This is a genomic window from Fodinicurvata sp. EGI_FJ10296 (assembly GCF_040712075.1).
Classification (GTDB): Bacteria; Pseudomonadota; Alphaproteobacteria; order DSM-16000; family Inquilinaceae; genus JBFCVL01.
Genome location: NZ_JBFCVL010000002.1, coordinates 500,613 through 513,490, shown reverse-complemented (window position 1 = coordinate 513,490; position 12,878 = coordinate 500,613). Strand labels below are relative to the sequence as shown.

General features: G+C 62.9%; 11 protein-coding genes. 8 read left to right on the top strand and 3 right to left on the bottom strand.

Annotated elements, in window-relative coordinates:
- Nucleotides 1-6 precede the first annotated feature (6 nt).
- Together ABZ728_RS05770 and ABZ728_RS05765 are read left to right on the top strand one after the other, a co-directional pair.
- On the top strand, nucleotides 7-618 hold the full coding sequence (locus ABZ728_RS05770) for a GNAT family N-acetyltransferase (RefSeq protein WP_366654984.1): 612 nt from the start codon (nucleotides 7-9) through the stop codon (nucleotides 616-618).
- A gap of 47 nt (nucleotides 619-665) precedes the next feature.
- Nucleotides 666-1,058 (top strand): (deoxy)nucleoside triphosphate pyrophosphohydrolase, encoded by a 393-nt coding sequence (locus ABZ728_RS05765; protein ID WP_366654983.1) that lies wholly within the window; start codon nucleotides 666-668, stop codon nucleotides 1,056-1,058.
- Between the two features lie 21 nt (nucleotides 1,059-1,079).
- Here ABZ728_RS05765 and ABZ728_RS05760 read toward each other — a convergent pair whose 3' ends face one another.
- Nucleotides 1,080-2,018, bottom strand: a complete 939-nt coding sequence (locus tag ABZ728_RS05760) for a methyltransferase domain-containing protein (protein ID WP_366654982.1) — start codon at nucleotides 2,016-2,018, stop codon at nucleotides 1,080-1,082.
- 128 nt (nucleotides 2,019-2,146) lie between these two features.
- On the opposite strand from ABZ728_RS05760, the gene ABZ728_RS05755 reads away from it, so the two are divergent.
- The 3 genes from ABZ728_RS05755 to ABZ728_RS05745 all read left to right on the top strand — a co-directional run bounded on the left by ABZ728_RS05755 (nucleotide 2,147) and on the right by ABZ728_RS05745 (nucleotide 3,964).
- A complete protein-coding gene (locus tag ABZ728_RS05755) occupies nucleotides 2,147-2,947 on the top strand; it encodes a ComF family protein (RefSeq protein ID WP_366654980.1) in 801 nt (266 codons plus the stop codon).
- 134 nt (nucleotides 2,948-3,081) lie between these two features.
- The gene (grxC, locus tag ABZ728_RS05750) at nucleotides 3,082-3,363 is read left to right on the top strand and encodes a glutaredoxin 3 (RefSeq protein WP_366654979.1); all 282 of its coding nucleotides are present in this window, start codon (nucleotides 3,082-3,084) and stop codon (nucleotides 3,361-3,363) included.
- A 40-nt stretch (nucleotides 3,364-3,403) separates the two neighbouring features.
- Complete coding sequence (locus ABZ728_RS05745; RefSeq protein ID WP_366654978.1) at nucleotides 3,404-3,964, top strand: DUF1178 family protein; 561 nt, start codon at nucleotides 3,404-3,406, stop codon at nucleotides 3,962-3,964.
- 112 nt (nucleotides 3,965-4,076) lie between these two features.
- On the opposite strand, the gene ABZ728_RS05740 is transcribed toward ABZ728_RS05745, so the two are convergent.
- Both ABZ728_RS05740 and ubiG read right to left on the bottom strand, forming a co-directional pair.
- Nucleotides 4,077-5,786, bottom strand: coding sequence for a methyl-accepting chemotaxis protein (locus ABZ728_RS05740; protein ID WP_366654977.1), 1,710 nt, complete (start codon nucleotides 5,784-5,786; stop codon nucleotides 4,077-4,079).
- Between the two features lie 166 nt (nucleotides 5,787-5,952).
- Nucleotides 5,953-6,741, bottom strand: coding sequence for a bifunctional 2-polyprenyl-6-hydroxyphenol methylase/3-demethylubiquinol 3-O-methyltransferase UbiG (ubiG, locus tag ABZ728_RS05735; RefSeq protein WP_366654976.1), 789 nt, complete (start codon nucleotides 6,739-6,741; stop codon nucleotides 5,953-5,955).
- A gap of 245 nt (nucleotides 6,742-6,986) precedes the next feature.
- Here ubiG and ABZ728_RS05730 point away from each other — a divergent pair, with 245 nt between their 5' ends.
- The 3 genes from ABZ728_RS05730 to ABZ728_RS05720 all read left to right on the top strand — a co-directional run bounded on the left by ABZ728_RS05730 (nucleotide 6,987) and on the right by ABZ728_RS05720 (nucleotide 12,775).
- Nucleotides 6,987-8,207: an aspartate kinase gene (locus ABZ728_RS05730; protein ID WP_366654975.1), complete on the top strand. Its 1,221-nt coding sequence runs from the start codon at nucleotides 6,987-6,989 to the stop codon at nucleotides 8,205-8,207.
- 249 nt (nucleotides 8,208-8,456) lie between these two features.
- Nucleotides 8,457-10,907 (top strand): phosphoenolpyruvate--protein phosphotransferase, encoded by a 2,451-nt coding sequence (gene ptsP / locus ABZ728_RS05725; protein ID WP_366654974.1) that lies wholly within the window; start codon nucleotides 8,457-8,459, stop codon nucleotides 10,905-10,907.
- Between the two features lie 182 nt (nucleotides 10,908-11,089).
- Nucleotides 11,090-12,775: a RodZ domain-containing protein gene (locus ABZ728_RS05720; RefSeq protein WP_366654973.1), complete on the top strand. Its 1,686-nt coding sequence runs from the start codon at nucleotides 11,090-11,092 to the stop codon at nucleotides 12,773-12,775.
- The last annotated feature ends 103 nt before the right edge of the window (nucleotides 12,776-12,878 follow it).

The window sequence follows — 12,878 nt, the reverse complement described above, 5'->3', positions numbered from 1 at the left end:
CCGGCCATGGTGCAGGATCCATCGCAGCCCCTGCGGGAGGTGCTGGAGACAAGCCGCCTGGTTCTGCGCAGATACAGGCCGTCGGACGCCGAAGCCGTTCACCGTCTCATCGACGACTGGGAGGTGGTCAGATGGCTGGCTCAGGTTCCCTATCCCTATTCTCTGGCCGATGCCCGTGGCTGGATCGACAGGACCGTGCGTGACTGGAACAGTGGCATCGACCATCAATTCGCGATCCTGAAAAAGACCGCCGGCGGTACCGATCTGGTCGGCGCTGTCGGATTGCGGGCGGATCCGGCGCGGTCGCTGAGGGTCCGGGAACTTGGGTACTGGTTCACGCCCAACGTGTGGGGCCATGGCCTGGGTACCGAGGCGGCGCTGGCGATGCTCGACTTCGGATTTGGCGATATTGGCATGGAAATGGTCTGGGCGACGGCACTTCCTGACAATTCGCGCTCGCAACGCGTGCTGATGAAGGCCGGTTTGGTGGCCGACGGCGTTCAGACCGGGCATTTCGTGCCGATCGGCAAGACCGTCGAATGCCCGCGATTCGTGCTGAGCAGGGAGCGTTACGCGCTGTGGGTAAGTACCGACAGCGCCGGCGTATGCCCCACATGATCGGCCGAGCCAAAGAGTCCGATCGCAACGGGGGAACGCCCAGGCCGATGATCCTGGTGTCCGCCGTAGCCCTGGTCGATATCGACGGGCGCGTTCTGCTTGCGCGGCGTCCGCCCGGCAAACCCATGGCCGGACTGTGGGAGTTTCCCGGAGGCAAGGTTCACAACGGTGAGACGCCCGAACAGGCGCTGATCCGCGAACTGCACGAAGAATTGGCGATTGACACGAAAGAGAGCTGTCTGGCCCCACTGACATTTGCGTCGCATGCTTATGACGACTTTCATCTGCTCATGCCGGTGTTTGCCTGCCGACGCTGGTGGGGTACCCCAACGCCGTGCGAAGGGCAGGAACTGGCCTGGGTCAGACCCGCAAGGATGGGGGACTATCCCATGCCCGCGGCTGATATCCCGCTGGTGGCCATGATCCGGGACATGCTCTGAGACTCTGGTCGGTCCTGCTCGTTATTCCGTCATTCCCGGTCGCGGGCCGAGCGGATCGCCTGCTGGTATCTCCGTGGTCCTCAGCGCATCGGCCAGGCGGGAGCTTGCGGTTCCCGGCTGCAGGGGCTTGGGCTGGCTTTCATCGGGCGCCCAGCCGGTCAGGTAGAGGATCTGGAACGTCGCCGGGATGCGTCCGTCGGACCCGGCGAATTGTTCGGTGTAGCGCCGGGCGACCTCGGGCCAGAAAGTTCGGGGCGGAATGGCGGCATTGGCATGCAGACCCGCCTGCGTCTCGCCCATGCCACGCAGATCCCGGAACAAGGCGAACGCATTTTGATAGGTGACGGTCACGGTTTCGGCGTCGGCAACGGGCAGAGCGAATCCGCCCCGTTGAAGCAGCCCGCCGGCGTCCCGTATTTCCGCCAGGGGTGACAGACGCGGACTGACGCCGCCCAGCATGTCCATTTCGGTCCGAAGGATCGTCTCGCGCAGCTCGATCAGGGTGTCACCGCCGAGCATCGCGCCCATGAACAAACCGTCGGGTTTCAGGGCGTGATTGATCTGGACCAGGGCGCCGGGCAGGTCGTTGACCCAGTGTAGCGACAGCGCACTGACCGCGAGATCCATGGATTCGGGGGCAAACGGCAGCCATTCCTCGTCGCCGACGACGGTTGGCCGGCCGGTGGCGGCCGCGATCCCGGCCATCTTTGGAGAAAGATCGATCTGGAAGACGGTCTCGATGCCGCGGTGGCCGGTGAGCGCCTCTCCCAGGCCGCCATGCCGGGACCCGATATCCAGGGCGCGCCGGAAATCGCGGCGCACATCCAGAAGGCGATCCTTCAGCGCGTCGGCGACATGGTCGAACAGAAACGCAAAGCCATCGAACCCGGCTGCGGCCCGGTCACGATGGTGACGGACGCGACGACGGTCGAAGACGGCCATCTGAGCATCGGCCATCATGGAGTATGGGTCGGAAGATTGATCATGACGCCACTATGGTCAGTCGCGAGCACGCTTTCAATCATCTGCTCGGCAACAGCCGTAAAGATGCGCGTTAAACGCGAAAAACAATTTCGTAGCGAGAAAAAATGGTCGATATTCGACACCGGTGGCGATCGGAGGGAGGCGGATTGGAAAGGGGGCAACGAATGTTGTTGCCGCGCCGATGGGCGTGGGCTGCGATCGATTTTCTCTTTCCGGTTCGCTGTGCCATGTGTGCGGCAATCGTGACCGGTGGGCCCGGTGTATGTCCCGCCTGCTGGGGAAGCCTGTCGTTCATAACGTCGCCCTTTTGTGAAAGGTGTGGACTGGCTTTCGAGATCGCGGGCTTCCAGGGCGAGGTCTGCTGTGGCGCTTGCCTGGCCCGCCCGCCGCCCTTTGAGCGCGCACGGGCAGCCCTCAACTATGATGACGCCAGCCGGCGGCTGGTTCTGCCGTTCAAACACGGCGACCGCCCGGACATTGCGGCAACGGTCGCGCCATGGACCGCGGTTGCGGGGGCCGATCTGCTGGCCGGTGCCGACTGGATCGTGCCCATCCCGCTTCACCGATGGCGATTGTTGGCGAGACGCTATAACCAATCGGCGCGGCTTGCGGCGCGAATTGCCGACAAGGCCGGGGTGCCGGTCTGCTGGGGGAGCCTGACCCGCCGTCGGCGAACGACACCGCAGGGAAAACACAGCGCTGCCGGCCGCCGGCGGAACGTTCAGGGCGCCTTTGTCGTGCCCGACCGATATCGTCGTCTGGTCACGGGCAGCAGGATCGTGCTGATCGATGACGTCATGACGACCGGCGCGACGGTCGAGGCCGCAACACGAGCCATGCTTGCGGCGGGCGCGTCCGCTGTTGACGTTCTGACGGTGGCACGGGTGCCGCTGGCCAGCGGTTGAGCCCGGCCATTCGACGGGACCCGGCGCGGACACTCTTATGGCCACTGTTCCCGACCGGCGGTGTTTATTTGCCGGCCCATCGCGCCTATATATCGTAAGAGCAACCGATTTGACGAAAATGGAAAACCGACCTCATGGTACCTGTTACTGTCTATTCCAGCCCGTTTTGTTCCTTTTGCGCACGGGCAAAGAAACTCCTTTCCGACAAGGGCGTGAGTTTTGACGAGATCGATGTCTTCAGCGATGCCGGACGCAAGAAAGAGATGATAGACCGCGCCGGCGGCAAGCGGACGGTGCCGCAGATATTCGTCGGTGATGCTCATGTCGGTGGCTGCGATGAATTGTTCGCACTGGACCGGCAGGGCCGCCTGGATCCCTTATTGGCCGGCAGCACTTTGGCCGGCAACGCTCAATAGGTCCTGGTGCCAGGAAACGGCCAGGACGGGTGGATGTGGAATGATCAAGTTCTCGCTGAAATGCCGGCAGGATCACGAGTTCGACGGTTGGTTCCGCGATGGTGCCACCTACGAGACTCAGGCTGCGGCCGGTGTCATAGAGTGCCCGTCCTGCGGCGACCGGTCGATCCGAAAGGCGCCGATGGCGCCGAGCATAGCACGCCGCATGACACAGGACCGCGATTCCGGCCCGCCGTCTGATCTGCAGTCCGGCCATGAAGTGGCGGCGAGCCAGACCCCGGATGAAGGACGGCGATCGACCGGCCACAATACCGACTCCGTTCCTTCTTCGGGCGAAAAATCGCTGCGTGAGGGGGAAAGCGCGCGTTCGATGGTGTCTGGTGATCGGCTTCGCGAGATGCTGTATGCGATCAAGCGCCACGTCGAATCGAACTGTGACTATGTCGGCGACCGCTTTGCGGACGAGGCGCGGCGAATTCACCACGGGCAGGCCGACAAACGCGGGATCTATGGCGAAGCGTCCGCCGACGAGGCTGAGGAACTGGCAGACGAGGGAATCGAGATCTCGCAAATTCCATGGCCGACCAGGTCTGACTCCTGACGGCGGGCTATTGATGGCGTTCAGTAATCGCTGATCACGAGTGCGCCGCATAAGATGTCAATCGACGCGACATCTTATGCGGCATATTTTCGTATTTTTCGCGGTCTCGCAATCAGGCGGCGTCTGTCGATGCTTCTCTGACCACACGGTTGAGCGTTTCGCGCAGAACTTCGATATTGGCCTCGACGTCGCGGCCAATGCTCTTTGCGGTTTCGGCCCATTCCGTATTCCGCTCGGCCTCGCGAGCAACCTCGGCGATCCGGGTCGACACATCCGATGACGATGCGGCGGTTTCCGCAATTGTGCGGGCGATTTCGCTGGTGGCGTTGTCCTGCTCGCGCACTGCCGCTGCGACAGAGGCGCTGACATCGTCTATCTGACGAATGCCATCGATCATGGCCTTGACGGCATCGACGGCCTCCTGCGTTGTCGTTTGCACTTCGGCGATCTGGCGGCTGATTTCCTCGGTCGATTGCCCCGTCTGAGTCGCCAGGTTCTTCACCTCCTGTGCGACGACCGCGAAGCCCTTGCCGGCTTCGCCAGCGCGTGCCGACTCGATTGTGGCGTTCAGGGCCAGAAGATTGGTCTGCCCGGCAATATCCCCGATAATCGACGCGACTTCGCCGATACGTCCGACAGCCGATTGCAGCGACGCCATCGTCTCTTCCGCCGTCTGTCCGGTATGCGATGCCCTGCTGGTGAGTTGTGTCGTCTGCTCGATCTGGCGCGTGATCTCCCTGATCGAGGCCGTCAATTCCTCCGAGGCGCCGGACACGGTCGAGGCATTGGTGATCGACGTCTGCGAGGCGGCCGACACGCTCTCGGCATTGGTCGAGACTTTCTGCGCCGACGCCACCATCTCGTCGGCAGAATCGTTCAACCGGTTGGTCTTCTGAGCGATCTTGTCGACCGCCTGCCGGGTTTCCTGTTCGACGGTCGCCGCCATTCGTTCCATGGCTGCGGCCTTCTGTTCCTCGGCCTGTTCCTGCTGCAGGACCTGCTGGCGCCGCATTTCCTCGGCTTCGACGGCGTTGCCCTTGAAGATGTGGACCGCGCCGATGATCTCGCCGACCTCGTCCCGGCTGGTCGATGCCGGCACATCAACGGAAAGATCACCGCGGGCGAGACGGAGCACACTGGCCGTCAATTGCCGCAACGGCGTCACGGAGTGAATGATCCACCAGGCCAGCAAGCCGCCGACCGCGAGCGCCAATGCGGTGGCAACGATCATCAGGAACAGGAAGTTCTGCGCCACCGACCGTGTCTCATCAGCGATTGTGGCGTTCATGTTTTCCTGAAGATCGATGAACCGGTTGATGGCAGCCAGCCAGTCCACGAATGCCGGGCGGGCATCATCGATGAGAGTGGCGTGCGCGGTATCATGGTCTCCGCCGAGCCGCGCATCGATGACGGTCTCGATCAACGGCAGCGTCCTGGCCTCGATGGCTTTGATATCACCCAGAATGGCCCGCTCCCCGGCGGTCACGTCATCACGCTCGGCAAACATGCGGTCGAGGGAGACTGCGGCGTCGGCGTAGTTGGAGGCGAGGGCATCGATTTCGTCCAGAGCAGCCTGCCGGTCGGCTCCGTCCTCCATCAACACGACATCCCGCAATGCGATGGCGCGGTCGTGAACGCTGCCACGGAAATTGATAGCGTAACGCTGTTTTACGCTGTTGACGTCGTTGACGACCGCAAGACTGGTGGAAATCTGATTGACTTGCGAGATAGCGACGATCGTCAGAACAATCATCAGTGCGAGTATTGTGCCGAAACCGATCAGCAACCGTGCCCGGATTCGCAAATTTTTGAGGGCCTGCATCTTCTGGTCATTTCCTCTGCCGACGGATTGAACGGGTATGGCCTGACCCTGCCATTGGGAATTTCTGACAAGGAACACCCAGGATCGCTTTAGCGCCGAATTCGTTGAAAAAGAGATAATATCCAACGCGTTTCGGTGCGGTACCGCCCCGTTCCACACCCTTAGGCTAATCCGGCCTGGCCGCGGAAATCAGGTAGTTGACCGACATCGACGACCGCGAAAGCCGCCACTGGCGCCCGGTCGGCGTATCAGGGCGAAGCCCGGCCGTATCCTCCACCACAAGGCCACTGCGGCGCAGCATGGCGGCAAGTTCGCTCGGCTTCAGGAATCTGTTCCAGTCGTGGGTGCCGCGCGGCAGCCATCCCAGCGCGTATTCGGCCCCGACGATGGCGGTGAGAAAGCTGGTCCGGGTCCGGTTGAGCGTGCTCATGACGACCCGCCCGCCCGGCCGCACCAGCGACGCCAGTTCGTTGCAGAACCGGGCGGGGTCCGGGACGTGTTCGATAACCTCCAGGGCGGTGACGCCGTCGAAGTTGCCGTCCTCTTCGGCCAGAACATCTGCGGTCAAGCATCGGTAGTCGATCGCAAGCCCCTGATCCTGCGCGTGACGGCGTGCGACGGCGATCGCCTCGGTGCCGGCGTCGATGGCGACGACGTCGGCCCCCCACCGGGCAAGGCATTCGGCAAGCAGTCCGCCGCCACAGCCGACGTCCAGAAGCCGCAAGCCCGACAACGGCTGCGCGACGCCGGGTTCCGCACCCTCCGGCGAAAGGGGCGACAAGCGATCGCGCACATAGGCGGCCCGGGTCGGGTTCATGGCGTGCAGCGGCCGGAATTTGCCGCGCGGATCCCACCATTCTGCGGCAATGCGGTCGAATCGGTCGATCTCATCCTTGTCGACGGCGCCATGGAGCGGCGGCGCGCTCCTGGTTCTATGTGGGCGATCGGACGACATGATTTCGTATCTCCAGTATTGGGGGATGACGGCGGCGCTCGTCGCCGAATTTGCGTCGGCATTCCTTGTCACGCAGTGCGCGAACGGGTATGGATGAATCCCATCATTGCAGCGATGGATCACATTAGCGCAGTGGAGGCCGCATCGCATCCCACAGTGTCGGCTGGGATGCGTTGGTGAAGTCGTGCCGGCCGGTAGGGCATTGATCCTCCCGAACGTGAACCCGAACCAAGTCAGCGAAGTCCATGCCCCGTGTCGTGATGAAATTCGGCGGAACCTCGGTCGGCGATCTCGACCGGATACGCAATGTGGCGGCGCGCGTGAAGCGCGAGGTCGCCGCCGGCAACGAGGTCGCCGTCGTCGTGTCGGCAATGTCCGGCGAAACCAATAAACTGGTCGACTATTGCACCAGCATTGCACCGGTTCATGATGCGCGGGAATACGACGCCGTCGTCGCGTCGGGCGAACAGGTGACCGCAGGACTGACAGCCATGGCCATTCAGGCCGAGGGTGTACCCGCCCGATCGTGGCTGGGCTGGCAGATCGCGATCCGCACCGACGAGGTGCATGGCAAAGCGCGAATCCTTTCCATCGACAGCGAGGACCTGCTGAGCCGGATGGCAACCGGCGAGGTCGCGGTCGTCGCCGGTTTCCAGGGCGTGGCGGGCCGCAACCGGATTGCCACCCTGGGGCGCGGCGGGTCCGACACCTCGGCGGTGGCGCTGGCTGCCGCACTGGGAGCGGACCGATGCGACATCTACACGGATGTCGACGGCGTCTATACCTGCGATCCCAGGATCGTTCGGGCCGCGCGCAAGCTCAACAAGATTACATACGAGGAAATGCTGGAAATGGCGTCCCTGGGCGCCAGGGTGCTGCAGACCCGCTCGGTCGAAATGGCGATGAAGAACCGGGTTCGGCTACAGGTTCTTTCCAGCTTCAGCGATGCCCCCGGCACGTTGGTCGTTGACGAGGATGAAATCGTGGAACAGGAAATAGTAAGCGGAATCGCCTATAGCCGCGACGAGGCGAAGATCACCCTGGTGCAGGTGCCGGATCAGCCAGGTGTCGCGGCCCGGATATTCGGGCCGCTGGCTGAACACAATATCAATGTCGACATGATCGTGCAGAACGTCTCGGAGGACGGACGGTCGACCGACATGACGTTCACCGTTGGGGTGGAGGATTGCCAGAGAACGGTTGACCTGCTTCAGGGCCTTCAGGGCGACCTCGGATTCGCCCGGGTCGTACCGGATGAGCATGTGGTGAAAGTATCCGTCATCGGTGTTGGCATGCGCAGCCATGCAGGTGTCGCCAACAGCATGTTCCGGGCGCTGGCCGAGAATGGCATCAACATTCAGGTTATTTCGACTTCGGAGATCAAGATCAGTGTTCTGATTGCCGACAAATATCTGGAACTCGCGCTGCGAGCCTTGCACACGGCCTACGGACTGGACAACACTTGATACTTCAGGGGCTTGCCAGCCAGGATTCGGTAGCGAGGTTTGGTCAGGGGGAATTCCGGGACCAGGACAGCTCAATCAAGCGTACTGTCTTGCGGCAGACGTCCCGACCTCTCGATCCAGCCTATCTTTAAGGTTGCTTTTTTCCGGACGCGCCGCTTCTTTCGGTTGTTCTGCCCCGGCGAGTCCGGATGGCGTTCGGACGTAGCGAAGTGATGTCGGGGTAATCGACCAGCGGACGGGAGAAGCCTAATGATCCAGCTCGGCGGCGCCCGGTCGGGGCACGCGGTCGGCGGCAGAGCCAAAGCCAGGAGGCGCGGCGCCGTCCCGGCACCCGACATCGGGTCTGGCGCGGGATCGGGCGGCGGTTTCCCGACTGGCAGTGGTGCCGGTGGCAGCGGTTCGGGGGGCGGTTCCGGAGGCGGCGCGGGTGGCGGAGGCCATGGGCCCACGGCATCTCGCCGTCTGCTGGCGAGATTGCGCGACATCATGGCCGGATCCGGTTCCGCTCAGGAACGGCTCGACAAGATTGTCCGGATGATCGCTGCCGAAATGGTGGCCGAAGTCTGCTCTTGCTATGTCATGCGCCCGGGCGAAGTGCTGGAGCTGTTCGCGACGATCGGCCTCAATCCCGACGCGGTTCATCGAACGCGGCTGCAGGTCGGGCAGGGGCTGGTCGGTGAGGTTGCCGCGACCGCGCGTGCCCAGGTCATCGCAAATGCGCCGCAACATCCGAAATTCGTGTACCGCCCCGAGACAGGCGAGGATCCGTATCAATCCTTCATGGGCGTCCCGATACTGCGGGGCGGAAAGGTCCGCGGTGTGCTTGTCATCCAGAATCAACAGCGCCGGACCTATAGCGAGGAAGAAGTCGAAACGCTTCTGACGATCGCCATGGTCGTGGCCGAACTGGTCGCTGCCCGCGGGCCCTCGGGACCGGATCAGGCCGGCGGTATCGACGCCAACGAAGGAATGATGCCAGCCCGCATTGAGGGGGTCACGCTGAATCCGGGCCTGGCAATGGGAACTGCGGTACCTCACCGGCCGCAACTGACGATCCGCCAGATGGTTGCAGAAGACGCGGATGTCGAGCATAGCCGGCTGCGGGATGCATTGGCGGCGATGCATTCCTCGATCGATCATCTCGTGGCTGTTACCGAAGCGCGGGGCGACCCCGAAAGCCGCGATATCCTCGAAACCTATCGAATGTTCGCCGAGGACAGAGGCTGGCTGAACCGGATCAACGAGGCCATCAGCACGGGCCTGACGGCCGAAGCATCTGTGCAGCGGGTCCAGAACGACATGCGCGCCCGGATGGCGCATATGACGGATCCGTATCTGCGCGAGCGAATCAACGATTTCGAGGATCTGGCCAACCGGCTCTTGCTGCATCTATCCGGCAAAACGTCGGTTGCGTCGTCCGGTACGCTGCCGGAAGCCATCGTCCTGGTGGCCCGGTCGCTCGGCCCGGCCGACCTGCTTGATTACGATCAGGAAAAGCTGGTTGCGGTCGTGCTTGAGGACGGCTCGTCCGCCAGCCATGTGGCCATTCTTGCCCGGGCTCTCGGGCTTCCGATGGTGGCGCGGTGCGCCGACGTCATGCAGATTGTCGAGCCGTTCGACCAGATCATCGTCGATGGTGACAACGCTCAGGTTTTCGTCAGGCCCGCCGAAGACGTCCAGGATCTGTTCGCTCAGACGCTCGCCCTCAGGGCTGAACGGGCGAAGGAATACGCCGGTCTGATCGACAAGCCGGCGCTCAGCCGCGACGGCGTTTGCGTCAGCCTGCAGATCAACGCGGGGTTGATGGTCGATCTGGCCCATCTGCACGAGGTGGGGGCTGATGGCGTAGGGCTGTTCAGAACGGAAATTCCGTTCATGGTCCGATCGAGCTATCCCGATGTCGAGGCGCAGACGGATCTGTATACCGATGTTTTCGACCGCGCCGACGGAAAGCTGGTGAGCTTTCGGACCCTTGATATCGGGGGTGACAAGGCGCTGCCCTACTTCCCGCATGACGACCGGGAGAATCCGGCGCTGGGCTGGCGGGCGATCCGCATCGGCCTCGACCGACCGGCAATGCTGCGCCAGCAGATACGGGCCCTTGTCGGCGCTGCGCGTGGCCGCCCGTTCCGGCTGATGTTTCCGATGGTGGCCCATTGCGGCGAGTTCGATGCGGCGCGGAAGCTGGCGGTCATGGAATGCGAAAGGGCCAGGCGGCGGGGCCAGCCGGTATCGGCGTATATGGAAATCGGCGTCATGCTCGAAGTGCCTGCGCTGATATGGCAGCTCGACGATCTGCTGGCGCGGGCGGATTTCGTGTCCATCGGGTCCAACGATCTGATGCAGTATCTTTTTGCGGCCGATCGCGGCAATCCGCATATGGCAACTCGGTATGACGCACTTTGCGCGCCGATGATCGATGTACTGGAGGGTCTCGCGGCGCGCGCGGCGGCTGCGGGTGTTCCCATTTCCGTATGCGGGGAAATGGCTGGCCGGCCTCTTGACGCCATGGTCCTGGTGGCTTTGGGTTTCAGAACGCTTTCGATGTCATCAGGTTCGGTCGGCCCGGTCAAGGCAATGATCCGCAGCCTTGATGTTGCCGCGCTTCGGGCGTATCTCGAAACCATAAGGCGATTGCCGGGCCAGGGACTCAGAGAGAAGCTGCGTTCCTATGCTCGGGATAGTAAGATCGCGATATAGCCTTACTCGAATGGCCAACCGGCGTACACTCTTGCGCCGGGACCAGTTGGCGTTTATGAACGTGCCTGACCGCAGTTGGAAAGGCCTACTGATTCCTCGGTGCGGTTTTGGCCGTATCCTCACTCTACCCTTCATCCCAGCGTGGGGACGAACGGTACTCTGCTACTACGACGGCAAGGATCATGGCGCAGAGCAGGCATAATTTCAGCCATCGAGATGGCGGCGGTCATCAGTCCACCGGTTCCCGTAGCGGACGCGGCATCCATATCGAGCCCGTCAACGGGGCGGCGCGTCAGTATTATGACGATGGTCACGATCATGCGGGCAGTGATGTCGAGCCGGATGACGGGTATCATCATCCTTATGAAAGCGAGCGGCATCAGGCGAATGGCCATGGCAGATATGATCGCATCAACGAGGGCGACGTCGGCGGCCCACCGCGACACGAGACCGGATACCCCGAAACCGGATACCCCGAAACTGGATACCCCGAAACTGGATACGAAGTGAGCGGCGACCACCGCGACTACGAGGGACCGCAGCCGGCTGGCGGCCGCACCTCTGTCAGCGTTTTGCTCCGCGAAGCCCGCGAAGATGCCGGATACAGCTTGCGTGACGTATCCAGTATTCTGCGAATTCGCCTGGCACATCTCGAATCGATCGAGGACGGACGTTTCGATGATCTGCCGGGTACAGTCTACGCTGTGGGTTTCGTGCGTGCTTTCTCTGACCTCGTCGGTCTCGATGGCGAAGCGATGGTCAAGCGCTTCAAAGATGAAGTATCCGGTATACCCGACCAGACGGAGCTTCACTTCCCGACGCCGACATCGGACGGCCGGCTTCCGGGCATCGGGCTTGTGACGATCGCGGTCCTGCTGGCCGGGGTCGCCTATGGCGGCTGGTACTATGTCTCCGAGAGCGATCGCAATGTCGGCGATTTCATCCCGGCCATACCCGACAGATTTGCCGGCCTGCTCGAAGGCTGGAGCGGCGAGACACCTCCGATTGACGAGATCGGCGAGACAGCGGACGAGCCCGGTACGGACTCTGGACCCGATTCTGGCATCGGCCTTGCCGACACGGGTGACACATCAGCCGGACAGGCGTCGACCGGCGACGATCTGGGGCCAGGCATCGATTCCTCGGCTGTTGATGGGCCGGTGGCAGGACGTGACGTCGCACCACAAGACACGGGCGCGGGCGTCGCGGCCGGATCGTCGGAAGCCGGGCAATCGGACACGGGCCAATCGGACGCTGGCGAGACGGATTTGGGAGAGACTGCTTCCGAAGATTCGGGGCCTCAGGGGGCGTCGGCCGAAGAAATCCCGAACGAATTGTCGATTGTTGCCGATGACGAGGCGACGCAATCCCCTTCGGTTCTGACTGACGATACGCCATCGGACACGGCCTTGGCCGTTCCCGGGTACGACGAGCCGCCGTTGCCGGAGACCGCAGCAGAGTCCGGGCCAGATGCTGGTGGGGCCGGAGATGCCACCCCGGACAGAGGGCAAGAGGGGGGCTCGGATGGCGATCTGGAGGAGCAGCAGACCGCTTCGGCCGATGGCACTGCAGCGTCTGACGGCGCCGCGGGTGAGGGCGGTCGGCAGGTGACCATTCGGGCGGAGTCGGACAGCTGGGTGCAGATCAGGGACTCGCTGGGCTCGCTGCTGATGACGCGAGTGATGCGCGCCGGCGAGCAATACGAGGTGCCGGATGAATCGGGACTTACAATGGTGACCGGCAATGCCGGCGGCCTCTATGTCACAGTCGGGGGTGAGCCGGCCCCGCCGTTGGGCGGGGCGGGAGATGTCGTGCGCGGCATCAGCCTTGAACCCGAGGCCCTGCTCGAGGGGACGGCCGCACCATAGTAGCCAGCATCGGCGACGCTTGCCGGCTGCGGAGATGGATCGTTCCGGGAATCGGAGCGCGCGCGCCATCAAAGAGCCGGCTCCAGGCAGGTTAAGGGGCCAA

Coding starts and splice junctions, on each gene's coding strand:
- ubiG (WP_366654976.1), bottom strand. CDS start 6,741: ATGTCGTCCGATCGCCCACATAGAACCAGGAGCGCGCCGCCGCTCCAT.
- ABZ728_RS05770 (WP_366654984.1), top strand. CDS start 7: ATGGTGCAGGATCCATCGCAGCCCCTGCGGGAGGTGCTGGAGACAAGC.
- grxC (WP_366654979.1), top strand. CDS start 3,082: ATGGTACCTGTTACTGTCTATTCCAGCCCGTTTTGTTCCTTTTGCGCA.
- ABZ728_RS05720 (WP_366654973.1), top strand. CDS start 11,090: ATGGCGCAGAGCAGGCATAATTTCAGCCATCGAGATGGCGGCGGTCAT.
- ptsP (WP_366654974.1), top strand. CDS start 8,457: ATGATCCAGCTCGGCGGCGCCCGGTCGGGGCACGCGGTCGGCGGCAGA.
- ABZ728_RS05760 (WP_366654982.1), bottom strand. CDS start 2,018: ATGATGGCCGATGCTCAGATGGCCGTCTTCGACCGTCGTCGCGTCCGT.
- ABZ728_RS05740 (WP_366654977.1), bottom strand. CDS start 5,786: ATGCAGGCCCTCAAAAATTTGCGAATCCGGGCACGGTTGCTGATCGGT.
- ABZ728_RS05745 (WP_366654978.1), top strand. CDS start 3,404: ATGATCAAGTTCTCGCTGAAATGCCGGCAGGATCACGAGTTCGACGGT.
- ABZ728_RS05755 (WP_366654980.1), top strand. CDS start 2,147: ATGGTCGATATTCGACACCGGTGGCGATCGGAGGGAGGCGGATTGGAA.
- ABZ728_RS05730 (WP_366654975.1), top strand. CDS start 6,987: ATGCCCCGTGTCGTGATGAAATTCGGCGGAACCTCGGTCGGCGATCTC.
- ABZ728_RS05765 (WP_366654983.1), top strand. CDS start 666: ATGATCCTGGTGTCCGCCGTAGCCCTGGTCGATATCGACGGGCGCGTT.